The sequence below is a fragment of the Paenibacillus luteus genome (assembly GCF_006542765.1).
Classification (GTDB): Bacteria; Bacillota; Bacilli; order Paenibacillales; family Paenibacillaceae; genus Pristimantibacillus; species Pristimantibacillus luteus.
In genome coordinates, this window is record NZ_SKCD01000011.1 from 735,147 (window position 1) to 760,622 (window position 25,476).

The window sequence follows — 25,476 nt, forward strand, 5'->3', positions numbered from 1 at the left end:
TGAGATGGACTAGCCAAGGAATTCCTCCAACAATAGCGTGCAATCGTTTTTTGAAATCCACGTCGTCTGTCAGAGTAATCAAATCTCTTTCATATACATGTTCTGATCCTGCAATCGAATCAGCACTTTGCCAAAACGTCCGCCTTCCTGGATGACTACTTTACCGGATGGATAGGCTTGCTCCAAATAGTCAGCAATTATTTTCCGATTCCGCTCATCTATAGGAAGACGACGATGTCCAAGCCAAGTTATCGCTTCCTGCAACGCCGCTTCCCTGGAGACTTCCTTCGTTTTCGTTTCCCTTGTGATTAGCGTTTCGTATGCATAACCTTTAAGATACAGTAGCTGCAGCAAGTACCCCATTTCTGAATGTTGCGCATGGAAGGGCTTACCGGTGACGAGCGGCCAGATTTCATTCACTAGGCTGTGTTCCGCAGGACTTACCGGCATACTGATATAACAAAACTTTCGAGCACAATGGAGTAGCTTCTCTACGCTATCCCAATTGTGAATGATTGGGCACATCGAGGCAAAGACGAGATCGAATTCCTGATTCCAGCCTTTCGTCTGCAAGTCAATACCTTCAAACGGTTCGCGTACAATCTTCATCTGGCCATCATCGAACTTCGAGATATTTTCTTCCAATAATTCGACCAGCGGGGGAGAAGTCTCTACGGCGGTTACACGGGCCCCTCGCTCCGCAAACGGCACTGAGAAAACGCCCGATGCGGCGCCAATATCCAGCACAGAGGTGTTTTCGAACTGAACCCCTTGTCCTTCAAGCCAGTTCATAATTCGTTTGGTTCGTTTTCTTCCATCTTCGCTAAACGATTGTTCGTTGAAGATCTTGGCCTTATGGTCAAAAGATCTGGTAGGATCGATTCCATTCATTTTCATCTTATTGAGCTTCAGAACGGACTCGTCTTTCCACGCTTTTTCCCATATGGCTGCATTAAAAAAATCGTTCATGTGTATTCCCACGCTTTCCTTATGGTTTTTGGATTCTCCTAAACGAACGACCTGATTCATCCTTCCGCCTGTTCATGCTCCGGCGATTTCCCTTTACGGAGGAACAAACCGAGAATGAGCGCACCGAGCGCAATGACAACGCCGACCCAAAAAGCGCTATTTATGCCATTTGCAAGCGCTTTGACTATTTCCCCTGGAGAATGCGGGTCAATCGATCCACTCAAGTAATGTTTCTGTCCATTGGACATGATACTGATGTACAAGGCAGTGCCGATCGCACCGGCTACCTGCAACAGCGTGTTTAAGATCGCCGTCCCATGCGGGTACAGATGGCGCGGCAACTGGTTGAGCCCAGCCGTCTGTGCAGGCATCATCACTAGCGCGACACCGATCATCATCGCGATGTACACAGAGACTAGAAAACCGGTACTCGAAGTTTCGTCGAATCGGGTTAACAGCCACAACGAAACAACCACAATGATAAGCCCGGGGATGACAAGTACGCGCAGTCCGAATTTATCGAACAGCTTTCCAGCGACCGGAGCCATGATCCCGTTCACTATTCCTCCGGGAAGCAAGATCAAACCAGATTTGAACGCCGTCATCAGCAGTACTCCCTGCATAAACAACGGAAGCATGATCGCCGTCGAGAAAAACGTCATCATAAGCATGACGAGCAGCACTGCGACAAGCGAAAATAACGGATATCGGAATGCCCGTAAATCCATGATGGGCTCTTTTAACAACAGTTGCCGCCAGACGAACAGGATCAAGGCGGAACCGCTCGCCACAATCGTCCAGATCACCTCCGGCTCTGACCAACCGTTTACCCCAGCCTTGCTGAACCCATAAACGATTCCCCCGAAGCCGATCGTCGACAACAAGATGGATAAGAGATCTACTCGCGGTTTGGTGACTTCCGACACATTCTTCAAGACAGCCGCTCCTATAATAATGGAAAGCACCGCAAATGGTATTACAAGGTAAAACAGCCAGCGCCATGATAGCCCGTCAACGATTAAACCTGATATAGTGGGACCAATCGCCGGCGCGAACATGATAACGAGTCCGAACATCCCCATCGCGCCTCCCCGCTTTTCAGGAGGATACATAACCAGAATGGTGTTCATTGTAAGCGGCATCAGCATGCCGGTACCTATCGCCTGAATAATCCGCCCGACCAGCAACACGCCGAATTCCGGTGCAAGCGCTGAGGTGACCGTACCGACGAAGAACAAACTCATCGCCGAAAGAAACATTTGCCGAGTCGTGAACCATTGCTGCAATACCGCGGTCACCGGAATAAGCACGCCTACGACGAGCATGTAGGCGGTAGCCAGCCACTGAGCCGTCGCTGCAGACACGCCAAACGATTTCATCAATTCGGGAAGGGCATTGCCCATTAGCGTCTCGTTCAATGCGGCGACGAACATACCGATAATCAGAGCAAACATGATTGGACCACGCTTCATATTATTTAAATCGATCATTTGTTTCTCCCCCAAGCTACTGCATTTAGTTCACCAGTGATGACCGCGGCGGCAAATGCACCGTTCGAAGCCGCAGCAATGGCCTGATGCATTCGCGATGCTGCATCTCCGGCACTAAATACACCAGGAATGTTCGTTTTTCCGAATTGATCGACGACGATTCCCCCCCATTCCGTAATCTCGCAACCGATCATTTGCGGCAAATCTGATCCTGTAACCAGATCCGGTTTGAAAAAGATCCCTGTGCATGGAATAGTCGTCCCGTCTTCAAGAATGACTTCCCGAACAATCCCTCCGCTAGAGTCAATTTGAATGATTGGCGAGTCGAATAGAGGCACTTGATTCCGCTGGAATTCCTCCCGCTCGGCATCAGTCAGTTCATCAGGTCCATTCGTGCAGACGGTAAAACGATTCGTCCATCCGGATAGGAGTGGAGCAAGGTGCATAAGCGTTGTTCCCTTATTAATGATGACAAGCGGCTGATCCCTTAATTCCCAGCCATCGCAAAATGGGCAGACGAAAGCGCTCTTCCCGTATACTTCCGCCAGTCCCGGAATAGTAGGAGGTAGATCCTTCATGCCAACGGTAAACAATATTTTCTTGCTTACAAAAGTTTGTCCTTGCTCCGTCTCGATTTGAAACCAGCCGTCGGTTCCCACGATCGACACCGCACTATCCGTAACGAATGATACGGCAGGATAGGCGCTGATCTCTTCCTTTGCAATTCTCCGAAAGTCGCTTGGACTGATCCCATCGCGGGTAAGAAACCCGTGAACCTCGCGTGTCACAGCGTTGCGGGGACGGCCTGCATCGATCACCGCAACTGTTTTCCTTGCCCTCCCAAGTACCAGTGCAGCGTTCAGCCCAGCCGGTCCGCCACCAATAATTGCCACATCGAGAAACTGTTTATCCATTTTAATTTCACCCTCCATAGGTCTTTAATATCCGTAATTAAAACAAAAAAACACTAGTTTTCTATTTTATATGGATCTACAATATCCATAATTAGAATACAAGAAGTTCATCACTTCTTGTTTACCTCGTGACTGCAACGCTTGTACGCCTCATCCAATACCGACTGAATCGTATGTTCTCGCAAGTATTGGTGCAAATGCTGTTCAGCGCCATACATAACTTTCTCAACTAAACATTCGTTTTTCCCCTGATGTTTCTGTTCCCGTTGTGCAGCCCCCTCTTTCGCTAACAACTGGTGCTGCCGCGAACTCGAATTCGAACATTCGAATAACTGCTGCCTTCCTTCAATCACTTGAATCACATCTAAGAACGTAATCTGATCTGCCGGTCGTGCAAGCTCGTAACCACCGTTCACCCCTGGCGCAGCACGTACGATTCCATCCTGCCTCAACTTGGACATGATTTTGGATAAATAGCTTTCCGAAACATTAAGTGCCCCAGATAATCCCTTGATCCCGACGTTGTTGCAACGCTCCGATTGTCCCAGATGAATTAAAGCGTGTAGGGCGTAATCTGTACTTTTGGAGAACTGCAAATATAAAACCTCCCTTCTCAATATCACCACTATTACAGACCTTCGTTATCCATAATATCTGATTTAATAATAAAATGCAATGACATTCTTGATTATAGCTTCACTTCAAATCGTGGACGAATCTGAAAATCACAGCAGCAGTGGTCGTCTCACTCTCCTTATATTGAAAAAGTGAAAATTCATGCAATGATTCATGTTATCACAGAGGATGAGTTTCCACGAATTTGCCCACTATATAATCCAATATTATGATGTCGTGAAACGCTTTCCACCACAAATTCAGAATAGCCCCTTTTTATAAACAAAAATAGCCTCCACCCGCCATGGTACAGAAGTGATTCAGCTATTTTCGAATACATTCTCGGTTTGGCTCCGCCAAAACGAATGGCGCTCAATTCAATTAAAAAAAGCCACATTTAAAGGTGGATAGCACTCAAAAAGAGTGCAAAAGTATAGATAGGCTTGGAGAGTCCTTATCTTGTAGTTTTTTTGAAACTAGCCTTTGACTGCTCCTGCTGTCAATCCGCTTACTATAGATTTCTGAGCAATTCCAAAAAAGAGGTATATCGGGATCACTGAAACGATTGCCGATGCATTAGTCTAGTAGAACGTTAAAATCATTCCAAGTCCACATCATTTGCAGCTACCTAACAAGCACAAAAAAAGAGCCGCTCAAATGAGCGGCCCTTGCTAGTCTTTCGTGGATGATGAAATTCCCCCGTCACCGGAATGGAAGGCCGGGGCAAACTCTTTTATTTATTTGCCAAGAATGCTGCAACCTCCGCCAGACGCGTAGCGAAGCCCCATTCATTGTCGTACCAAGTCGCGACGGATAGGAGCTCTCCTTCCACGTGGGTGAGCGGCAGATCGATGATTGATGTATGCGGATCGCCTATGATTCGCGACGAGGCCCATTCGCCCTCAAGTACATCCATGACACCTTTTAGGTCGCCTTCTCGCGAGGCACGGCGGAACATATCATTCACTTCCTGCACCGTGCACGGCTTCTCCGTGATCAGATTTAACTCGGCGATACTGCCCGTGCGGGTCGGTATGCGGTAGGCCTTCCCCGTAATCTTCAGGTCCGGCCAGATGAACTTAAGCGCCTTGGCCGCGCCTGACGATGACGGAATGATGTTCTCGGCCGCCGCCCAGGAGTCCCTGCGGTCGCGCATCGGCTGATCCGTCAACGATTGCGTATTGGTATAAGAATGGACCGTGGAGAACAGTCCGTATTTGATCCCGTAGTTTTCTTTGACCAGCTTGACGACGGCCGCGAGGGCGTTAGTCGTACAGCTAGCCATGCTGATGATCCGGTGCTTGTCGGGATCGAAGCTGTCAAGGTTGATCCCCTTCAGCAGCACGGCATCACAATCATCGAGGGTTTTGCTCGGACCGCTGATAAGGACGCGCTTCGCGCCGCGATCCAGATGCACCTCAGCGACGGAACGGACGACAGCGCGACCCGTGCAATCGACGACGAGGTCCACGCCGAGCGCTTTCCAGTCCGGCACTTCCTGCGAGGAATTGATATAGAGAATCTCACGTCCGCCGATGACCAATGCTCCCTCTTGGGCGGATACGTCCTCATGCCAACGCTTATAGTTGGAATCCACTTCGAATAGCGCGGCAAGCGTGCCCTCCTCCTTGATATCCGATACCGAAACCGGAACGAAGAGCTTGTCTTGAAGCGCGACGCGCAGCAGTACTCTGCCGATGCGGCCAAAACCGAAAATCGCAATTTTACCCATATTTCTCAGCCTCCATTTGAATAATGTTGTCGACGGGTATAGTGTACACTATTTCTTTGCCCGAATTCCAACGTTGGCCTTAAACTTACTTTCTACGTAATTCATCCCGTGCAAGGGCATGCTCAGCTTTTGACAAAGTGAAGTTGCAACAATAAAAATAGCACTAAGCCTTGATTGTTTTGGTCATAATGATATCCCTTTGTTCTTCATCCCTCTTATAGAAAGAGTCGACTCCTGTCTATGCCATCTTTCCCTTACATAAATTCTTTCGATTTCAAACGAAGTATGGCCCATTTTTCATTCCAATGAGCTATTCGATATTTCTTGTTCTAATTATTTGAAGTTAAATGCTTTTTCCAAGTAAGTATTTATTTTCCCACAATACTCCAGTACCATTCTGCATTTCCCTGATTTTTTGCTGCAGGTTGAAAATCGTACCCACTTCACTTTCAGAGAATAATCTAAACTATCGGTCGTATTAAAGTTCCATAAACTCTAATTTTAATTTTAACCATCCCATAAACGTAAGTTCGCCCTAAACAATAAGCTGACATAGTCAGAAGAAACCCTATGGTTATGCCCTTAGACATTACCGAACTCATGCGTAAATTGACTTAGGATACACTTCAATGACTATCGTTGAATTAATCTACTGAAAATGACGGTTCACTTCATGCTGCTGGCCCTCACTTCAAGTACTAAATTAACTCACCTTTTAATAAAGATACCAAAATTAATCGGCATTAACTTTCTCCCAAATTAACTGGGGAATTAGATCTAACCAGCGAATCATTTTTATTTCAGGGTCCATTTTAACATTACCCATGCTAACTTCCTGGTTGAAAATAAAGTAATCAGGCTCTCTATTCTTATTATTCACTAGCCTAAAGTCATACCAACCCGTTTCATAACTATTGTGAATAACTACATATTGATTTTCCGGTATATTTACAAATACTATTTCCGTAACATCCGGTAATCGATCTTCTGAGGTGAAGATAATAAATTCATCATTCGCTGATAATATTTGATGTAGATTAAACAGGTTTACCTTAAAACATAACTCTTGCACTAATGTGTATCTAGTAATATTCATATTTTAACGTTAATGGAATATCTATATTTGCATGTATCGTTGATCAAAATTATACCATCTCTTACATTTGATTAGTCCAATGTACTTCATATTTAGTGAAGTTTACCAGGTTCCATTTAAACCATAATTTTTTTCATTTTTCAAAAAAAATCAGAAAATATGTTTATTCCAAAATCAAACAAAAAGAATGAAAATTTTGATGGAGTCCTTAGTGAGGAGAAATTCACTCTAGATAGGAAGAAATACATGAAATCAGATAAACAAATTCAAATGTAGAAAAATCGAGGTACCTTTTCTCAAAAAAACCACCCAAAAGGGTGGCCTGCACTCATGATGGGCACTATTGGATTAGGAAAGGAGTGGAGAGTCCTATCCTGAATCTGTAGGTCTAAGTATACATTATATATCAAGCTGCAAAAGGGGTTTTCGGCCTTACTTACCCTAGTGCTTAATAGGTAAACCCATCTTGCAATGTTCACGATTCTAATCTACATTACTTTTGTTCTAAAAGTTCTTTATTAATGCATACATCTCACTCACGTACCGCCTAGAACACGTATCCATATGCTCAACATCAGCCGAGTCATTCAATAGCAAGTTAATTTGTCTTGGATATCAAATACAAGAAATATGGAGTGCTCAGGATCGTGATTACAATACCGGTCGGCACATCGGCTCCAAAGCTGACTGTGCGCGTAATGGTATCGGCCAGCAAAACAACGACAGCACCGATCAAGCACGATGCAGGCAACACCCATTTGTGGTTTATTCCCACCAGTCTGCGTGCCATATGTGGTGCAATCAGGCCGATAAAGAAGAAATTTCCACCAAGCGATACACTTCCTGACGCCAGAGCAATCGCAGCGATCGCAAGGAGCAGAAACTCCCGCTTGACCGACACACCGAGGCCCGTCGCCACCTGATGTCCAAAATACAGCGAATCAAGCAATCGCGATTTATAAAAAATATATAGGGAAAACACAAAAATCCACGGTGCCAATATCATCAGATAGCGCCATTCAGTTCCCCATAAACTTCCTGCACTCCAGCGCAGCACAAAATTCAACTGATTTTCATCTAACTTGAGCGTCAGAAACAGGCTTGCCGCGCCAAACCCGCTGCCGAGCGCCACCCCAGTCAAGATCAGACTCGTTGGGGAGCTTGGTCGTCGGCGCCGATAAGCGAGCAGAAAGATGAGTGCTGCCGATGTCAGCCCACCAACAAAGGATAATACTGGCATTGCAAAAGCAGCAGACATTCCTTGCGTCGAAAACACCACGATGTATAACAGTACAAAAAGACCAGAACCAGCGCTTATCCCCAGTGTGCCAGGGCTTGCCATATCATTTCGCAACAACGTCTGCATTACGCACCCGGCCAAACTCATACCGATACCTACTAGTATGGCGAGAATGATTCGAGGCAATCGGAAATCCATCACAACGGTCTGTTGACGATCTGTCCCGCCACCTAGCATAACCTTAAGCACTTCGAGCGGAGTTAAGCTGATTTTCCCGGAATTGATGCTCATTACGGCAAGTACAAGCAGCATCGCCGTTAAGCACACAAGTACATAAATCGCCCGCCGCTTTCTTCTTATTACAACCGTCATTCCATTTTCCCCCTTTGCGTACGAACGAGGTAGAGGAAGTACGGCACGCCAACCACGCCAAAAATAATGCCAAGCGGGGTTTCAAACGGCTTGTTGATTATGCGGCCAATCAGATCTGCCGATACGGTTAGGAGAGCGCCATAGACGGCAGATGCGGGAATAATGTAACGATAATCGACGCCGACCCAGTATCGTACCATATGCGGCACGATTAAGCCGACAAAACCAACCGGTCCGATTACGATAACTGCCAGTCCAGTTAACAATAGTACGATAATTGTAGCGGCTCCTTGGACAACGCGGGGACGCAGTCCAATACCGCTGGCAACTTCTTCCCCAAGGCTTAAGATTGTAATTGACGGAGATAAGGCAAGAGCAGCCAGCAAGCCAACTGCAAAAGCAGGCGATATGATTAGCAGTTCATTCCATTTGGCTCCCGCTGCACTGCCAGATGTCCAGTATACCAACGACTGTCCAATATTATAGCGGATCGCCACATACTGACTGAATGCACCAAATAGCATCGATATCGAGATACCGGCCAGCACCAGCCGCTGCGGCGTTATCCCTCTCTTCCCCAGCGAGGCAATATAGTAGGTCATAAAGGTAGCTATTCCTGCACCTAGAAAAGCGAACAGCATACGTTCGCCATAAGTGCTGCTAGGTATGAAAGCCATACAGATGGCGATGGATAACGTTGATCCTGCACTAATGCCCATTAGTCCGGAGTCAGCTAGCGGATTACGAGTCGTGCCCTGCATCACAGCTCCACAGATAGCCAAGCTGCAGCCTGCAATCAAGCTAGCCAGCGTCCGCGGTAATCGTAAAGTTTGGACGATCTGGTGATCTATAACATCCGAATCATAATGAAAGACAGCATTCCAGGCAATGATCAAGCGCATATCGGCTGCACCAAAGGTAATTGACAATGCCATTATTAGTATTAGCAGAACCAAACCTATAATGATACAGATTGCGAAACTACCCGACCACTTTCTACGTTCTCTCTCGGGATTTTCAACTTGCATGTGCAATAGTTCCTTTCCAAATCAGGACTACTTTTTTGCGATCGGCAGTTCTAACAGCGTGTCTACAAAAGTATCCAATGAAATCGTACGGCTAGCATAATCATAGTCATTTAAAGTGTCAGTAGTTGAATAGAACGTAATGTTTTCTCCCATTACCGCTGGGATCGTGTTCCATATATCAACCGAGGAAAGTTTCTTTTCAAGCTCTTCTACATTTGGTTCAAAATTCGTATAGGCTATAATATCTGCCTCGTTCAAGTATTTACTAATCACTTCTAATGAAATTGGCGCATAAAAACCTTCCGATTTTGGATTTTCTCTGTTGAAAAATTCTTTTTCAACAATCTCAGGAGCTTTCATACCCAGATCTTCATAGATAATTCCTCTAGTTTTATCTCCTTGTAATCCCGGAGTACCTTCTTCAACACCTTGCAAAAATACGATTTTCTTATCATAAAGGCCGGCATCCACAAGACGTTGCTTTGCGGCTTCGACTTTTGTCGTATAGTCAGTAATAAATTTCCCAGCCTGTTCAGGCATTCCGAATACCTCTCCGAAGAAAGTCATCCTCTCCTCTAATGTAGACATTTCATTATAAAAAATCGTAGGCGCTATTTTACTCAATTGCTCAAGCGAAGAGGAGGACCAAGTAGGAGAGCCAATAATTAAATCAGGCTCAAGGGCCATAATGCCTTCCAAATCATCACCCGGAACAACCTTAGCATCTGCGACGAAATGTCCCCATTGTTGTCTCCATTCATCTGGCCGCATTGATGGATCACCATATTTATCGACGCCAACTACCGTTTTTTCAAACGGCAATATATCTCCAACATTATTACCCACTAAATAGACGATACGCTGCGGATTAGCAGGTACCTCCACATCCCCATGCTCTGTTTTCACAATACGTGTCTGAGCCACATCCTCTGCCCCTTTTTCTTGTGGAATAGCTGTTTCTTGATTTTGCGATTGGGCAGGCGCCGAATTTGGCGTGGCTGGAGCATTCGACGAACACGCCGATAATAATAGCATCAAGCTCATCGCAGCTGCCAGAATAATTTCCTTGCTTCTTGTCTGCACAAACATGTTTAACTCCCCGTCTCTCTTAGAATGGACTACTCTGTCTAGTCCTCTCTCATTGTAGTGACGTTGATAATTGTTATCAATATCATTTTTGGTAATGTTATCAATCATTTTTCTTCTATATTCGCTTGGCGTCATTTGAAAATATTTTTTAAACATCCGGTTCAAATTCAGTTCGTCTGTAAAGCCGCAGCCAATAGCAACTTCCTGTATCGATACGCTTGAACTCTGCAAGTAACGTTTAGCTGAATCCAATCGGCTCTCATTCAAATATTCTTGCAAGCTTTTATGTTCTCGCTTCCTAAACAACTTGCCAAGCAAACTTCTGCTAATTGGCAGCATTTCTGAAAGTAATTGAATGGATACTTGCTCGGTATAATGTTGATCCAAATATTGCTTGGCAAGTTCCACATAATCAGGCTCAAAGTAACGGATATTTCCCTCTTCCAACTCCTTGTATATCTCATAGATAAGTTGATATAGAGTAGCTTTTGCATAAAATTGATTTAGTGCGGACACTTGATTCCAGCGCTCATACATGCTCTGAAACTTTTCTATGAAGAAAATGGGGTTTGACGGTGAAAACCCAAAAACCTGTATAAATGGGTTGATGTTCTCTAATAAGCGATAAATGTCTCTTTTGTAAAAAGGCGCCGTTTCGGCTTTATATATCACCATATACATCCCCAGGCTTGTGCCAGTAGGGTGAATCGATAGCTCTGTTCCCTTTCCTCCATGAAAAATACCAAATCGTCCAGACTGGTAGGAGGTATGATTGAGTTTTATGCTTGCTGGCCCACCCTGGGTATAAACAAACATATTGGTCGGCATCCTGTAATTTTGCAATGGGGTGTCTGGATGAAGCATTTGGTAACGAACATCTATTAGTGATATGGATGAGCGTGCCCATATCCGTACGGCAAGATTAATCATCTCTTTTGTAAAATGGTTAGTAAATTCCGGATCTTGTGGCACCAGTGTTCTCTCCTTTAATCGTCGTCATATTTTCAGCGTATACTAGTTGATTATGATAATCAATATCAAATAAAATTGATTCATTTGGACACTTTTAATGTCATGTAAAATCCGCTCACTTTGCTTCCTACATGATTCGTCGTAAGGCATTTGGAAAAAACGTACATTCGTCACACTTCCATTTGTTTTGATTGCTCGGTTTCAAGAATGAAACTCCCAGAACTCGACTGGCGCGCCTAACGTACAGCCTGCGAAACAGGCCAGCATGGCGCCTTCCAACTTATCCTTATTGATCGCCATATCAAGCGAATCCCACAGTCTTCTTGGCTCATACCTACGAAGTGATTGAATGGCCAAAGTTCATTCGGCTCCCTGGAACAGAAAGTTGCTGCATGAAAAACGAAACGGTATCCTGCAGGTTGCAAGATACCGTTTCGTTGGTGTGTTTAGTTGCCGTTATATGCAGTGTTCAGTGCTTCAACAACCGCTTCTCCGCCTAGCTTCTTGAATTTTGTTACATACTCGTCATAGGCTGACAACGGCAGCGCTCCTGTTATCATTTTCAGGAAATATTCGTTGCGCAGATCAATCAGCTCCTGATTCGTCTTGTCGACCAATTCGACCGGCGGAACAAGATTTACCACGTTTTCGTGTTTAGCTGTTTTATTTACAGCCTCGAAGTAAGGCGCAAATCCCTTCTGCTCAAGGCGCTGCAATCCAAGCTCAATCGTGTCGAACATATTGTAATATACGCGGTAACGGATATTCTCCTGCTCAAGAAGCGCGACAATCTTGCTGTCCTTCAACTCGTAATGCGTGCCTTCGAGGCCGAACGAGATCAAATTGATGATTTCGTCATTCGTTACTTTGTTCAGGAATTGCATCACTTCCTGGGCATGTTTACTCGCCTTCGGAATCATAAAATATTTGGCAGTTGTGGAGTTGCGGGAGAATCCTGCGGCACCGTTATCGCCAACCGGTGGCGCCATAAATACCATCTCTGCACCAGGCTTCTTCTCCGCCAACGCTTTGCTGATCGATGGCTCTTCGTACCAGCCCACCGTACTCATAGCCGCTTGTCCGCTAACCAGTTTTTCCTTCAAATTTTCGGATTTCGATACAATCGATTCTTGATCGATCAGCCCTTCTGCATACAGTTTGTTGGCGAATGCCAGGAACTCCTTAGCGGCAGGCAATAGCGGCGTATACACTACCTTGCCATCCTGCTGGACATAATCAACCGGCGGATAGAACATGCTTGCGATGGCATCCAGGGAGGATAATCCTTGCGCCAAATTGGCGGCGTACGGAATGATCGACGGGTCCTTCGCCTTCAATGCCTTTAGAGCTTGGTAAAACTCCTCTTGCGTCTTGATCTCGCCAACACCAGCTGCCGCAAGCAGATCTTTCCTTGCGAGCAGTCCGTTGACTGCACTGGAGAAATTGACCGTGCGGACCGCGTAAATTTGGTCTTCGAAGGTAGCCGACTTCCATTGTTCCTCCGTCAATGTGCTCTTAATATCGGGTCCGTCGGATTCGAGCAGATCGTTCAGTGGCGTCAGCAAACCTTGCTGCACGAAGTTTCCGAAAATCCCTTTGTTACTCAAGATGATCAGATCCGGCGTGTCTCCGGAAGCCATAAGCACGTTCAGCTTCTGCCTGGCCACTTCAGGGTCCTTCGGCATCAGCTCCCATTGAATATCGAATCCGGTCCGCTCGCGAAGCTCATTAATAATGACGTTGTTATTCACATCGGAACCTGCCGGAAATTCCTCCATATTGTTCTCGCCGAGAATACGAAGCGTTACCTTCTCCTTCGGCGCTTTCGTCGCCGCTGTTGTTGGAGCCACCGATCCGTCCGCTACCTTGCCATTGCCAGCATTGTTTGTATTGCCGCAAGCTGCCAATGCACTTGCTGTCAGCATCAGTAGAAGCAGGACAATACCCATTTTCTTTGTTTTTTTGTTCATACCCATCCCTTTTGACCTCCCACAATTTTTTTGTTTGCTATAGTCAGCCTTTGACGGCGCCAAGCACCATACCTTTGACAAAGAAACGCTGCAAGAACGGATACACGATCACGATTGGTAGTGTAGCCGCTACAACCGTTGCACCTCGAATCGCTTCCTGCGGCACGTCGGCGCTCGACAGCATATCGATATTGCTCGTTGCATCCGACACGCTCATCAGCATCTCTCTCAGAAACACTTGCAGAGGCAAACGTCCACTATCGTTAATGTACATTAACGCATCGAAGTAGCTATTCCAATATTCAACCGCGCAGAAGAGCGCTATAGTGGCGATAACCGGATACGCGAGTGGAATCATAATCTGGAACAAAATGCGTAGGTTGCCCGCGCCATCCATCTTTGCAGATTCCTCCAGGCTGTCAGGTATGCCGAAGAAGTACAGCCTCACAATAATCATGTTAAATGGACTGACAAGTGACGGTAAAATAAGCGCCCATAATGAATTCAACAAACCGAGTTCTTTTACAATCAGATACGTAGGAATAATACCCGCACTGAAGAGCATGGTAAATACGTACAGCATCATAATCGCCTTGGCACCTCGCAGCCTTGAACGTGACAAGGCGTACCCGGTGAATATCGTCAGCAGCACGTTGAGAATTGTACCCAACACCGTGATGATAACCGAATTTTGGAAGGATACCAGAAATCTCTTGCTATTCAACACAACCTCATATGCGTCCACATTGAAGTTGATTGGCCACAAGAACACGTCTCCTGCCAGTATGCTCGCTTCATCGCTGAACGACTTGGCCACAAGATTCACGACGGGAATGAGACAGATCAGAATGACGAGCAGCAACAAAATGTAGTTCATAACGGAGAACGCGGTTTCTCCTTTGGTTTGCAGCTTAGTGTTCATTTATGCAGTCTCCCCTACCATAAGCTTCTCTCGCCGAATTTCTTGCTTAACTTGTTGGCACCGAATATCAATGCCATGCCAATCAAGGATTGGAAGAGACCAATCGCCGTCGTGAAGCTGTATTTCATCTGACCAAGCCCAATCCGGTATACATATGTTCCGATAACATCGCCTACACTGTATACGAAAGGACTGTATAACATCAGCACCTGCTCTAGGTCGTTGCCAAGTGCCGTTCCGATGCGCAGCATAATAATGAAGACAATTACACTGCGAATGCCTGGCAAGGTGATATGCCAGATCTGTCTCATCTTGCCCGCTCCGTCGATCTTGGCCGCCTCGAACAGCTGCGGATCAACGGCCAGAATCGCCGAAAGATAAATAATGGAGGACCATCCGGTTTCCTTCCAGGCTGACGAAGCCACAAGCACTCCCCGAAAAAACCGCTCGTCCGCGATCATCATGATATGACTCATACCAAAGAAAGCGAATACATTTTTGAGAATACCCGTTTGTGGCGACAGCACATTTATGAACACCGCGCTAATGATGACCCATGACAAGAAATGTGGCAAGTAAGTAATCGTCTGCGCAAACCGCTTGAACATTAGATTCCGCACTTCATTAATCATTAGCGCCAGCAGAATAGGCAACGGGAATTGAAAGACCAGCTTGTAGAAATTGATAAGCAATGTATTCTCCAGCACGCTGTAGAACTTGGGGGCCCTGAATAATTCCTCGAAATGCTTGAACCCTGCCCACGGGCTTCCCCATATGCCGCTGATCAGATTAAAGTCCTTGAAGGCGATCACCACGCCGTACATCGGTAAATATTTGAAGAGCAGCAATGCGGCCAAGCCTGGCAGCAATAGCAGGTACAGCACATAATCTCTCTTCAGATCCAGCAGCCACCGCGCGCGCGTGTGATGCGCTCTCTTCTGTGTTAACTCTACTTTCTCCATCCTCTGCATACCGCAACATCACCTCTTTCGTATGTCCGTTATCTACTTCCTATTGTTATTGTAAGAGTTCTGTGGAAGAACGGAAACGGGACAGAGTTACGGTTAGGTGGCTGTTATTACGCATTTGCAAGCGGTTACAAGGTTGTGGCATTTAACGCTTTATGATTTACAGCACAGTTTCAACGAACAATAACGTATCGATATGTTGATTTAGATTCAAAACATTCAAGACCATCGTCAATGCCTCTATACGAGTTATATCACGGATCATTCATTTAACTATGTATCCACTTTCAGTAGATTAAAGGGAAAGAGAAAAGCCCTGTTAACAGGGCTCCTCTACAATTTGGTAATCATTTCATAGATCCAGGACCTTCTCTGTATCCAATATAAGCAGAAGTCTTACAGATGTCCCCTGCCCTTCCCTACTACGTATTCTGACCCCACTGCCTTCTCCAAAATAAAGCTTGAGCCGCTCATGCACATTCCTAACGCCGTATCCTGCGCCGCCCTCCTGGAGCAGCGAAGACATTTGCTCCGTGCTCATACCGGCCCCAGTATCCGTAATGTAGAATACGATGGCATGCTTGCGAAGCAGCCCGCGCACGCGAATTCTCCCTTGCCTGGAAGCGCTTTTATTAATGCCATGCAAAATCGCATTTTCCACAATCGGCTGCAGGATCAGCTTTATGATCTCTTTGTGTAGTATCGCGGAGTCCACTTTTGTCTCGTATCGGAGCTTGCCACTGAATCTGGTCTCTTGTATCGCCACATAAGCCTGAACATGCTCCAACTCCTTCTCCACGCTAAGTCTTGCATGCCCTTTGTTCAAGCTGATCCGATAAAACTTGGATAAATTCGTAACGATTCTAGCAATCTCCGGTGCATTGGAGGAGAGGGACATCCATTTCACCGTATCCAGCGTATTGTAGAGAAAGTGGGAGTTGATTCGTCCTTCCAGCACCTTCAGCTCCTCCTGCTGCTGCTTTCGGGTCATCGCATATACCTCTCCTATAAGCGACTGGATCTGTATGGACATATTATTGAAGCTTTGTTGCAGCACAGCAATTTCGTCCTGGCCGCTAACATCCACCACCTTGCCAAATTGCCCTCGCTCCAAATCCTTCATCTTGTGAATCAGATGGGAGAGCCTGCTCGTAATCCGGTTCGACAACAAATAGGCAAGTCCGATGCCAAGAGCAATTAGCGAAACGGATAGGAGCAGAATATACAAACCAAGCAGCGAGTTTTTATCTGTAATGCGCAGAGAGGGAATAAGCACAACCAGCTGCCAATCCAGATCTTCCATCGGTTGTACAAGATGTAAATAACGTTCGCCGTGTATTCGAACGCTCGTATAAGCATGCCGCTCTCCGATTTCGTCGCCCAAGGCGGCTTGAAGCTCGTCCGAATCCATTGGGATACTATCCATGCCCTGCGAATAGGAGGCGATCATCTCTTGACGGTTCATTAATACAGCCTGATAAGGCAGGTTTAGACTCATATCGCGCAATACGGCGTTAATCGTCTCCTGATCCACGTCAATTGCAATCAGTCCCAGTAAATTACGAACATTTTTTAAATCCTTGATCGTTCGGTAGAGTGATACCGTCTCCTTAACGCCAATGCCGGGATAGGTCGTGCCCGGGCTGTAAACCCATTCCATCGATCGTTTCTTGGATGAAAGTCTCGTATTCCAATCCTCCAGCATGCGGGGTTCAATGCTCAAAATATTGATGCCCTCCATAGCGTACATTGGATTACTTGCAACCATAAGCCGGATACGGAATATGGTGCGATTTTTCTCCGAATTTTCCAATATCTCAATGATGGTGTTGTAATCGTCAATAACCTCGCCTACCGACAGCTTCTCCTGCTGTGATTTGCGAAGCAGCTTCTGCAACGTTTCGTTCGCATACACCATCTCGGAAATATTCTCGATTTCGTCCAAACGGTACGAAATATTAATTGTCGTCTGACGAAGCGCCTCCAGGTAGGCGTGACTGGTCTGCTCACTAATGATCGCCGACGATTTCTGATAAGAGAAGAAGCCGATGCATACCGATGGAATAAATACCATCAATACAAAAGAAATCAACATTTTATTGCGCAGCTTCATCCTTGAATCGATGAGGAGAAATCTGCCAAGCAGCATCTTCATCCATATCGCTCCCTATATTCGCTTGGACTCAAACCAAACTCCCGCTTGAACAGCTTCGTAAAATATTTGCTGTCCTTATAGCCAATCCGCTCTGAAATATCGTGAATCAGGAGCCGATTGTCATCCAGCAGCATACGCTTCGCTTCCTCAAGTCTAACTTCAGTCATATAGGCATTGATCGTCATCCCCGTATCCTTCTTGAACAGATTGGCCAAATAATTTGGAGAAAGATGCACGTGCTCTGCAATCTGCGCCAGTGTAAGCTCCTCGCCGAAGGAGCTGCGGATATAACCTTTGACCAGCCGGACGACGCTGCGTTGATCCGCCCTGCTGTTAATCGCTTCCATAATTTTCATGATGGCGTCATTGAAAATCCGAATTAACGCGTGCTGCTCGCGGGTTGCCCCGATCTCCTCCAGTGCTCTCGATGCTTGCGCCGAGGGTTCCAAGAGCACAGCAAAATGCCGGTTCGCTTGCGCGAGAAACATGCTGAAAAATGCTTGCAGATAATCCGGCTTGGCCTGATCGAAGCGACGGACAAGCCCGGTATATGCCTGAAGTCCCTCTTTAAGTGCCTCCTGATCGCCCCGCTCCAGCGCATCCAGCATCACCGCCTCGCATGTTGCCATCTCAGAGAGAATCCATTCTTTCTTATCGCTCGCATCCGACTGATAAGCGACTGTAATGGCGCTCTCACCACTTTCCTTCGCATCAATAAATGAAATCCTCGCTTGCTGGAAGGAATGATGCAGCTCTTCCGGCCGCTCAGCCGCCGAACCGATACCGACGGTTGCCCCCGTATCTGCCAGCCAGGCCTGAACGCTGGCGTCTTCGAGCCAATCTCCACCGGCTATGACGCCGCCGATAGCGCCTTGATCCATAGGGAATATCGCCAATACTCCCTCAAGCGCCCGCAATTCGCCCTCCCGCAACATGCTGCCTTCGATATATGCGGCACGGCAGCCCGGATCGAAGGAGAGATGCTCCCCGGCATAATCGGAATAAATGGATATTTCCTCGGCAGAGAGCGGCCTATGGCACAGCTCATGGAGCAACCTTTCCCGCACGAGCTGCCGCGATCGATCCGCCTTCTCCTCCAACCCGGCGAGATGTTCGGCCTGCCGCCGATCCGAATCGCATGCTTCCACCACCTTCCGTAGCACGTCCTCCAGCTCCTCGGTATGAAACGGCTTCAGCAAATAATCGACAACCTGCAGCTTAAGCGCTGATCTGACGTATTCGATATCCTCATGTCCGCTTATAATGATTACACGAATCAACTTGTCCGTAAGCTCCTGTCGCATTCTGCGTACAAATTCGATGCCGTCCATCTCCGCCATCACAACGTCCGTAATAATAATGTCCGGTTTCATACGCAACGCAAGCTCCAATCCGATTCGGCCGTTCTCAGCTTCCTCCATCTCGTCGATGCCATATGACTGCCAATCCAGACAATGTCGCATCCCATTACGGATAACCTCTTCATCCTCTACCAGCAATAACGAATACATAATTGCCCACCCTTCCGTTGTCAGGAGCGTTCACATTCAGCATACTCGATCCGTAATTCGATTTCAGCTAAAAGTTGGGGCGAGCCGAGCAGAAAACCTTCCCCTGACAATAAGGAGAAGGTTTTCTGCTCGGCTCATGCGATTACAAGAAATAATATTTGCTCAAGTCTTTGCCCGCAAGCGCATAGCGCTTGAAATGCTGGTAATGCGCATTGTACAGCTGTCCGTTCTTTGATGGAGAATAGGTCAAATAAAGCTGTTTACGGCTATTCTCCGAAGTATTTGCTCCGCTCTGATGCGGCGTGAAGGAATGGAAGATGATGACGTCGCCGGGATTCGTTTCGACAATCTCGCCTTTCAGCGGATCAATCTCGGCGATTTCGTCCGCGTTCATATTGCGCAGCTCGCCCGGCTTCGAACGGAATCGGTCATGATAGCCAGGGAACAGTTCCAATCCGCCGTTCTCTACCGTCGCGCCGTCGATGGCAATCATGACGCTGATCAGCCCTTCGATCGGAAAGCCTTGCCACCACGCGGAGTCTTGATGCATGCTGTAGCCGTTCGCTCCCGGCAGCTTAAAGATCAGCTTATCTTTGAACAGCAGTGGCTCATCCATATAGATGTCGCGCAGCGGCGAGAGGATCCGTTCATCCTTCACCAGCTCTGCGAACAATGGCGATATATCATGTACCGGATCCATTCTTTCAATCTTTACATCTCCATTCGCGTAGCTCTTGTAGCCGGCGCGCACATTGCCGCGATCCATGAACCGCTCCGTCGTCAGTAGTTTGTCGCATTCCGCTTGCAGAACGCGTGCTTCTTCCTCGCTGAATACGTTGCGAAGCACCAGATAACCTTGCTCGTTATAACTTTTCACTTGCTCGTCGGATAACAGCTTAATATTGCTCATTTTCATTTCCCCTTCACTTTTTTTTTGCGATCAACTTCTTAATATCTATATTAAACGCCTTTATTTACTTTTGACATGCACACCCTTATACTAATTCATATACTTTTTTGCCTATTTCCCATGAGAGGGGATCACTACTTGCAGACGTTGGAAATCAAGAGAAGCTACATCAGCGGAGTGCGTACGGAATTTAAGATGGAGGAAGATCAATACCGGAACTGGGTCATGCTTGCCGCGTTGTCGGGACGTTTCGCCTTCGCGATGGAACAGGGGATCGGAGACGAAGAAAAGGACGGCAATGGCGGGGGGAATCTGCCTAAGGACGACGCGATCAAGGAAGCCTTGCTCAAGGGGAGCGCTCCCAAGAGCAGCCGACCCAAGGATAGCCCCTTCGACGAAGCTGGCTACGGCGAGCTTGTCCTCTGTCCGCCCGGCATGAAGCTGAAACGGAGAGTGGTGGAGCCTCTCTCCTTCTTGTTCATCGAGTTCGCAACCGATCAGGCATTGCCGCACGGTAAGCTGGCCGTTCGGGACTTGCAGCGGCTGGAATCCACCTATCGTTATATGCGCACCGCATGCGCGCGTTCAGAGGAAGGCAAAGGCAAGGACTATATCCGACACTTCGTCGACGACCTGCTCGCCATTTTGTCACTGGAGCTGGCGTCCTCCGCAGACAGAAGCCGCAAGACGAAGCAGGACCCTGTCATCGCCAGAGTATTGTCGTATTTGGAGCAACACGCCTTGGAGTATGGCTGGAATATAAGCCAGTTGGCCGACGAACTGGGCATTGGTCCCTCGCATTTGACGAGACGGTTCCAGCAGTCTTACAACCAATCTCCAATCGAATATGTAACCTCTCTTCGGCTGCAGAAGGCGAGATCTCTGCTGGTCGAAACCGACGATACGCTAGATCAAATTGCTGAGCAATGCGGGTATCAGAACGCCTTTTATTTCAGCCGCATGTTCAAAAGCAAATGCAAAATCAATCCCTCCGAATATCGCAGAAATCATCGTTTCTGATGATTAGCGGCTATAATTAGGTAGGAGACATAGCGATTGATTATTAAATATTAAATTCAAAGGATGGTTATTTATTATGATTGAATCTTATGGATTTCTTCATACAGAACAGCAGGAGAATTTATGCATAATCCATTCCATTGGCGTTCAAAAAGTAACTAATGTATCCAGCTATGACTTTTTCGGCTTAAAAAGAGATAGAATAGGATTTCTTTTCCAATACACGTTATCCGGCCGCGGCTTTCTGGAGATACAGGGCACTCGAATAGCCGTACCTCGCAACAGTGCCTTCCTCGTTAATATCCCGAGCGAACATCGTTATTTTTACGAATCGAGTGTAGATGAAGAGCCTTGGGAGTTCATCTGGCTTCGGTTTAGCGGGGTGACAGCAGCCCCAACTTGGAGTCAGTTATGCGCGAAAGGTCATGTCCAGCAAATGGATCCGAATACTCGACCCATCCAGCTGCTCTGGAAATTGTTTATGAGCGTCAAACAGCAACATCTCGATCACCCCGTCGATCAATCGATACGTGTTTACGAATGGCTCCTTACACTTTGGGACCAACAAGTGCGAACCGAAAGCTCAGCGGTTGCCATGGGTGGGCATAACTTTAACAACGCGCTCCGTTATATGAGAGATCATCTTAGCAATCCGATCACTCTTCAGGAAATTGCTGGCACCGAACAGTTGTCCAAGCATCATTTCTGCAAGGCTTTTCATAAAAAAATGGGCGCTTCTCCTATTAATTATCTCAATAAAATACGCGTGGAGGAAGCCGCTAATCTATTGACGGGAACACGCTACTCCGTTACGGAAATTGCTAAATTGACCGGTTTTGAAGACCCTGGTTACTTTACTAAAGTGTTTAAAAAAATCATTGGCCTTACCCCCACGGAATATCGGAATGGAACCCGAGAGCCTCTCGTCTCGGTATTGCGTATTTTGCAGTAAGAAAACCAAAACCATCACAATTTTTTACCACTTCAATACGAAATATCGTTCTATTGAACTCAAATTCCAATTTTACTATACTTACTTTATCCAAATATTACCCAAAAATATTATGAATGGAGGGATAACCGACATGATTCAAGAAACTGTCCATGGTTGCTATTTTCGATACCACGACGACATTCTATCGATTGGCAACCGTTTCATTGAACGCAAATGGTTACTAACTACCAAAGGTGTTTTTCCATTATCGTTACTAGATTTACAAATAAATACAGAGTGGCTTGATCAGAACTCCCTACGTTTTAATCCTTCTTATACTCACACAGGTTTGAATGTTGGAACAACAGAGTTCACGGCTTATCAACTTGTGCATAGCTTTGACAATGAAGGCGATCCGTCCCTTACTAGCTTGAAAGTCATTATCTCCTCATCTTGCGGCCCCGTCGCTATCAAGTGGATTCTTCGAATTGGTGCAAATACCCCATTAATTAGACAATCTTTATTTTACCGTGCTGCTGATAGGTTCATAGGTATTCCCTTCTCGGATTCGCCCGCTTCAACGCCGGTCGCATCCGAAGCGACAACCCATCACGGAGTTCAAGCCCCAACAGATTATATTGATTATCTCCCACTTGATTCTCTTCATTGCCGTTGGAAAGCGGTTACACTCCGGGATGTAACCGATACTTATAACAATCTGGTCTCTCTAGAGGAAGGGCTGCTGTACACCAACTATGAGCGGATCAAGCTTTCAGGAAATTTTTTGACAGTACAGAACACGATTACGAAGGACGGACTTCTGATTATCAAGGAAAGTCCAACCTCCCTTGCACATTTGCAATATGACGGTGAAGATTACGGTTTAGCTGAGAAGCGGTTATGGGTAACCTCCTCCGGTGTTGCCGAGAGCGATCTCCATTCTGGGGAATGGGTCGAGTGCTATGGCACGACAGTCGGTGTCTTTCACGGCAGTGAGCTGGAGCAGCTTCGCTTGATTCATAGCTACTATAATTACATCAAGGAAGGACCTAAGGAGAATGAGCGAATGCTCATGAGCAATACTTGGGGAGACCGTTCACGCGATGGTCGCATTACAGAATCATTCATATTACAGGAGCTAGAACGGGCAAGCACGCTTGGCATTACACATGTTCAGATTGATGACGGTTGGCAAAAAGGGATTACTTCCAACTCGGTGATTTCCGGGGGAAGCTGGGCCGATTATTACTCACGAGACGCTGACTTTTGGAATGTCCATATTGAACGATTTCCTAACGGTCTCGAACCTATCGTCCAGCGTGCTAAAGAGCTTAATATCCAGCTGGGACTTTGGTTTTCCCCAGATTCAACCCAAGATTTTCAGCATTGGCAGAAGGACCTCGATGCTATGCTTAGCTTGTGGAGAAATTATGAAATTTGCTACTTCAAATTAGACGGGATTTCGATTAAAAGTAAGCTAGGCGAATCCCGTTTTCTGAACATCATAAATGAAATAAGAAAAGTGTCATCCCGAAACGTCCACTTTAACCTAGATACAACAAACGGTAAGCGCCAAGGTTATTTGTATCATACCTCCGTTGGATCCTTGTTTCTGGAAAACCGCTATACCGATTTTCAGAGCTACTATCCCCACTGGACATTACGAAACACTTGGATGTTATGCCCTTATGTACCCGCAAGCCAATTGCAAATTGAATTCCTCAATACGGAACGAAATGCCGAACGATATGGTCAGGATCCCTTATCGCCCCAGTCCTGTGGCATAGCCTATTCATTCGCGATCACTCTATTTACTAACCCTCTCGCGTGGATGGAATTGTCCGGACTCTCCGAAAGTCAACTCGAGATCTTGCAACCTTTGATTCGCATTTTTCATGACATTAAAACAGATATCAGTCACTCTCACGTGCTGCCGATTGGAGAAGAACCAAGCGGAACCGGATGGACTGGATTTCAGAGTATGGTCAATCCAAAGGAAGGATATTTGCTTGTATTTCGAGAATGGACTCCCGAACATGCTGGCTCGTTTAAACTGTGGGACTGCCAGACTACTCCTTTGACATTGAGATGCCTCGTCCGTTCCGAGGGCCGTGAGCGGCTTGTGTTCCCAGATGAAGAATGGATGCTCACTCCATCTTCAGCGGGAGAAATCAATATCAGCTTGAACCAACCACTAAGCTTTGCACTATATCGCTATACATTTAACCTTTAACTCATAAAGGCTCCAACCTCCTTCTCTGAATCTGTGATACAATGTAGATTCGGAAGTGAGATTGGAGCCTTAATTGAGCTCTTTAAACAAGCTAGAATAACGATTAACCCCTACCTTCGGCATTTCAATAACAAGCCGGATATCGTGCTTCAAGTTAACGTCTCTATCATCAGCCGCTTCATGGATAGAACTTCTAAAAGTAGAAGCCAACAGCATAAAAAAGCTGCTTCTCAGGTCATATTTAACCTTTGAAGCAGCCTCATTCATATGATAATAATCAACCCTTCAGATCAACTACGATTTACCTCACAATCAATCATCACATGGATCGTATCGCCTTTATGTTCGTTGCGCAATTGAAATGCACGGTCTACCTCGGTTAGCGGAACGATATGGGTGACCATTTCTTCCGTATTCACGAGTCCATCCAGTACAAGCCTGAGCCCTTCGTCGAAATAACGTCTGTTGTCGATATCCCGTTTTGGTTCGGTTGATAGAATGTCCAGCCTTTTCTTGTGAACCTTAAAAAAATCAACTGGTTTACGGCAAGTACCGATGCAGCCATACATCACAATTTTCCCATTCTGCGCAGTTGCATCAATGGCATCCACCATTCCTTCACCCTCCAGAAGACAAGGGATGACGACATCAAATCCATCTGGAAATTCCTTCCTAAGCGTATCCATTGTAGCTGCATGCTCGTGGGGAATTTTATACGTATGCGTAGCACCATATTTTCGCGCAAGCGCCAGCTTCTCGTCGAATAAATCCGTCACCACTAGGTTGCGTGGGCTGTATAATCTCATCACTTGTGTCATGATGAGGCCGCTCACTCCTTGACCGGTTATCAATACATTTTTATGAGGGGAAATATCGGCAAGCTCAGCAGCATGGATAATCCCTGGCAGCACTTCGATCAGGGATCCCTCGATTAAGGGTAAATCCTTGGGCAGCACCTTGACCGAGAACGGTTCACAGCATACATATTCGGCAAACGCGCCCCAAACATAACGCAGTGCTACGTGATCTCCTTGTTTTAAGCCGATAACATTGCTGCCTACTTTATCAATTACACCAGCGACCTCATGTCCAAGACGGGTCGGATACGAGATAAACTCAGGTTCGCGAGCACCTCGAAACACTTCGACATCGCTGCCACAAATTCCCACCCATTTAACTTTGACTCGTACTTCACCTTCTTTGGGCTCTGGGATCAACGCCCTTCGGAGGCTAATCTTCCCAATCTCGTCCATAACCGCACAAACTTGGATTTGTGGGCCATCTTCATCAACTAGTTCCATCGGAGGAACTGACATTTTTCGTACCATATAAATAC

The 25,476-nt window shown here is 46.4% G+C and carries 21 protein-coding genes; 3 read left to right on the plus strand and 18 right to left on the minus strand.

From position 1 onward, the window contains the following. Nucleotides 1-78: 78 nt before the first annotated feature. From E0496_RS11195 to E0496_RS11265, 16 genes are all read right to left on the minus strand, one after another. Nucleotides 79-969 carry a class I SAM-dependent methyltransferase gene (locus E0496_RS11195; protein WP_141501809.1) on the minus strand — a complete coding sequence of 297 codons (891 nt, stop codon included), beginning with the start codon at nt 967-969 and terminating at the stop codon, nt 79-81. Between the two features lie 56 nt (nt 970-1,025). Next, nucleotides 1,026-2,459 carry an MDR family MFS transporter gene (locus tag E0496_RS11200; RefSeq protein WP_141501640.1) on the minus strand — a complete coding sequence of 478 codons (1,434 nt, stop codon included), beginning with the start codon at nt 2,457-2,459 and terminating at the stop codon, nt 1,026-1,028. Beyond that, nucleotides 2,456-3,373: an NAD(P)/FAD-dependent oxidoreductase gene (locus E0496_RS11205; RefSeq protein WP_141501641.1), complete on the minus strand. Its 918-nt coding sequence runs from the start codon at nt 3,371-3,373 to the stop codon at nt 2,456-2,458. The genes E0496_RS11200 and E0496_RS11205 overlap by 4 nt, the downstream gene beginning before the upstream one ends. 110 nt (nt 3,374-3,483) lie before the next feature. Then, a complete protein-coding gene (locus E0496_RS11210) occupies nt 3,484-3,969 on the minus strand; it encodes an RrF2 family transcriptional regulator (protein WP_141501643.1) in 486 nt (161 codons plus the stop codon). Nucleotides 3,970-4,721: 752 nt separating this feature from the next. Further along, the gene (locus E0496_RS11215) at nt 4,722-5,720 is read right to left on the minus strand and encodes a type I glyceraldehyde-3-phosphate dehydrogenase (protein ID WP_141501645.1); all 999 of its coding nucleotides are present in this window, start codon (nt 5,718-5,720) and stop codon (nt 4,722-4,724) included. Between the two features lie 733 nt (nt 5,721-6,453). Beyond that, complete coding sequence (locus tag E0496_RS36135) at nt 6,454-6,816, minus strand: hypothetical protein (protein ID WP_206669743.1); 363 nt, start codon at nt 6,814-6,816, stop codon at nt 6,454-6,456. A gap of 598 nt (nt 6,817-7,414) precedes the next feature. After that, a complete protein-coding gene (locus tag E0496_RS11220; protein WP_141501646.1) occupies nt 7,415-8,428 on the minus strand; it encodes a FecCD family ABC transporter permease in 1,014 nt (337 codons plus the stop codon). Further along, on the minus strand, nt 8,425-9,456 hold the full coding sequence (locus tag E0496_RS11225; RefSeq protein WP_141501648.1) for a FecCD family ABC transporter permease: 1,032 nt from the start codon (nt 9,454-9,456) through the stop codon (nt 8,425-8,427). Before E0496_RS11225 ends, E0496_RS11220 begins: the two co-directional genes overlap by 4 nt. 27 nt (nt 9,457-9,483) lie before the next feature. After that, on the minus strand, nt 9,484-11,517 hold the full coding sequence (locus E0496_RS11230) for an AraC family transcriptional regulator (RefSeq protein WP_141501649.1): 2,034 nt from the start codon (nt 11,515-11,517) through the stop codon (nt 9,484-9,486). 201 nt (nt 11,518-11,718) lie between these two features. Then, nucleotides 11,719-11,874: an ADP-ribosylglycohydrolase family protein gene (locus tag E0496_RS35550; protein ID WP_141501651.1), complete on the minus strand. Its 156-nt coding sequence runs from the start codon at nt 11,872-11,874 to the stop codon at nt 11,719-11,721. An 89-nt stretch (nt 11,875-11,963) separates the two neighbouring features. After that, a complete protein-coding gene (locus E0496_RS11240) occupies nt 11,964-13,493 on the minus strand; it encodes an extracellular solute-binding protein (protein ID WP_141501654.1) in 1,530 nt (509 codons plus the stop codon). A gap of 37 nt (nt 13,494-13,530) precedes the next feature. Continuing rightward, the gene (locus E0496_RS11245; protein ID WP_141501656.1) at nt 13,531-14,409 is read right to left on the minus strand and encodes a carbohydrate ABC transporter permease; all 879 of its coding nucleotides are present in this window, start codon (nt 14,407-14,409) and stop codon (nt 13,531-13,533) included. Between the two features lie 14 nt (nt 14,410-14,423). After that, nucleotides 14,424-15,371 carry an ABC transporter permease gene (locus E0496_RS11250; RefSeq protein ID WP_141501811.1) on the minus strand — a complete coding sequence of 316 codons (948 nt, stop codon included), beginning with the start codon at nt 15,369-15,371 and terminating at the stop codon, nt 14,424-14,426. A 358-nt stretch (nt 15,372-15,729) separates the two neighbouring features. Beyond that, nucleotides 15,730-17,532: a cache domain-containing sensor histidine kinase gene (locus E0496_RS11255; RefSeq protein WP_141501658.1), complete on the minus strand. Its 1,803-nt coding sequence runs from the start codon at nt 17,530-17,532 to the stop codon at nt 15,730-15,732. After that, complete coding sequence (locus E0496_RS11260) at nt 17,529-19,043, minus strand: response regulator (RefSeq protein WP_141501659.1); 1,515 nt, start codon at nt 19,041-19,043, stop codon at nt 17,529-17,531. The genes E0496_RS11255 and E0496_RS11260 overlap by 4 nt, the downstream gene beginning before the upstream one ends. A gap of 142 nt (nt 19,044-19,185) precedes the next feature. Further along, complete coding sequence (locus E0496_RS11265) at nt 19,186-19,953, minus strand: phytanoyl-CoA dioxygenase family protein (protein WP_161601376.1); 768 nt, start codon at nt 19,951-19,953, stop codon at nt 19,186-19,188. A 138-nt stretch (nt 19,954-20,091) separates the two neighbouring features. On the opposite strand from E0496_RS11265, the gene E0496_RS11270 reads away from it, so the two are divergent. The 3 genes from E0496_RS11270 (at nt 20,092) to E0496_RS11280 (ending at nt 24,140) form a co-directional block, all read left to right on the plus strand. Continuing rightward, on the plus strand, nt 20,092-20,973 hold the full coding sequence (locus E0496_RS11270) for a helix-turn-helix domain-containing protein (RefSeq protein ID WP_161601377.1): 882 nt from the start codon (nt 20,092-20,094) through the stop codon (nt 20,971-20,973). Between the two features lie 76 nt (nt 20,974-21,049). After that, nucleotides 21,050-21,925, plus strand: a complete 876-nt coding sequence (locus tag E0496_RS11275) for an AraC family transcriptional regulator (RefSeq protein ID WP_141501665.1) — start codon at nt 21,050-21,052, stop codon at nt 21,923-21,925. A 133-nt stretch (nt 21,926-22,058) separates the two neighbouring features. Further along, nucleotides 22,059-24,140 (plus strand): alpha-galactosidase, encoded by a 2,082-nt coding sequence (locus tag E0496_RS11280; protein ID WP_161601378.1) that lies wholly within the window; start codon nt 22,059-22,061, stop codon nt 24,138-24,140. A 69-nt stretch (nt 24,141-24,209) separates the two neighbouring features. Here E0496_RS11280 and E0496_RS36140 read toward each other — a convergent pair whose 3' ends face one another. Both E0496_RS36140 and E0496_RS11285 read right to left on the minus strand, forming a co-directional pair. Further along, nucleotides 24,210-24,407 carry a hypothetical protein gene (locus E0496_RS36140; RefSeq protein ID WP_206669744.1) on the minus strand — a complete coding sequence of 66 codons (198 nt, stop codon included), beginning with the start codon at nt 24,405-24,407 and terminating at the stop codon, nt 24,210-24,212. Nucleotides 24,408-24,430: 23 nt separating this feature from the next. Then, nucleotides 24,431-25,468, minus strand: coding sequence for a zinc-dependent alcohol dehydrogenase (locus E0496_RS11285; RefSeq protein WP_141501669.1), 1,038 nt, complete (start codon nt 25,466-25,468; stop codon nt 24,431-24,433). Nucleotides 25,469-25,476: the final 8 nt, after the last annotated feature.

Coding starts and splice junctions, on each gene's coding strand:
- E0496_RS11195 (WP_141501809.1), bottom strand. CDS start 969: ATGAACGATTTTTTTAATGCAGCCATATGGGAAAAAGCGTGGAAAGAC.
- E0496_RS11200 (WP_141501640.1), bottom strand. CDS start 2,459: ATGATCGATTTAAATAATATGAAGCGTGGTCCAATCATGTTTGCTCTG.
- E0496_RS11205 (WP_141501641.1), bottom strand. CDS start 3,373: ATGGATAAACAGTTTCTCGATGTGGCAATTATTGGTGGCGGACCGGCT.
- E0496_RS11215 (WP_141501645.1), bottom strand. CDS start 5,720: ATGGGTAAAATTGCGATTTTCGGTTTTGGCCGCATCGGCAGAGTACTG.
- E0496_RS36135 (WP_206669743.1), bottom strand. CDS start 6,816: ATGAATATTACTAGATACACATTAGTGCAAGAGTTATGTTTTAAGGTA.
- E0496_RS11220 (WP_141501646.1), bottom strand. CDS start 8,428: ATGACGGTTGTAATAAGAAGAAAGCGGCGGGCGATTTATGTACTTGTG.
- E0496_RS11225 (WP_141501648.1), bottom strand. CDS start 9,456: ATGCAAGTTGAAAATCCCGAGAGAGAACGTAGAAAGTGGTCGGGTAGT.
- E0496_RS11240 (WP_141501654.1), bottom strand. CDS start 13,493: ATGGGTATGAACAAAAAAACAAAGAAAATGGGTATTGTCCTGCTTCTA.
- E0496_RS11245 (WP_141501656.1), bottom strand. CDS start 14,409: ATGAACACTAAGCTGCAAACCAAAGGAGAAACCGCGTTCTCCGTTATG.
- E0496_RS11250 (WP_141501811.1), bottom strand. CDS start 15,371: ATGGAGAAAGTAGAGTTAACACAGAAGAGAGCGCATCACACGCGCGCG.
- E0496_RS11255 (WP_141501658.1), bottom strand. CDS start 17,532: ATGAAGATGCTGCTTGGCAGATTTCTCCTCATCGATTCAAGGATGAAG.
- E0496_RS11260 (WP_141501659.1), bottom strand. CDS start 19,043: ATGTATTCGTTATTGCTGGTAGAGGATGAAGAGGTTATCCGTAATGGG.
- E0496_RS11265 (WP_161601376.1), bottom strand. CDS start 19,953: ATGAGCAATATTAAGCTGTTATCCGACGAGCAAGTGAAAAGTTATAAC.
- E0496_RS11275 (WP_141501665.1), top strand. CDS start 21,050: ATGATTGAATCTTATGGATTTCTTCATACAGAACAGCAGGAGAATTTA.
- E0496_RS11280 (WP_161601378.1), top strand. CDS start 22,059: ATGATTCAAGAAACTGTCCATGGTTGCTATTTTCGATACCACGACGAC.
- E0496_RS36140 (WP_206669744.1), bottom strand. CDS start 24,407: ATGAATGAGGCTGCTTCAAAGGTTAAATATGACCTGAGAAGCAGCTTT.
- E0496_RS11285 (WP_141501669.1), bottom strand. CDS start 25,468: ATGGTACGAAAAATGTCAGTTCCTCCGATGGAACTAGTTGATGAAGAT.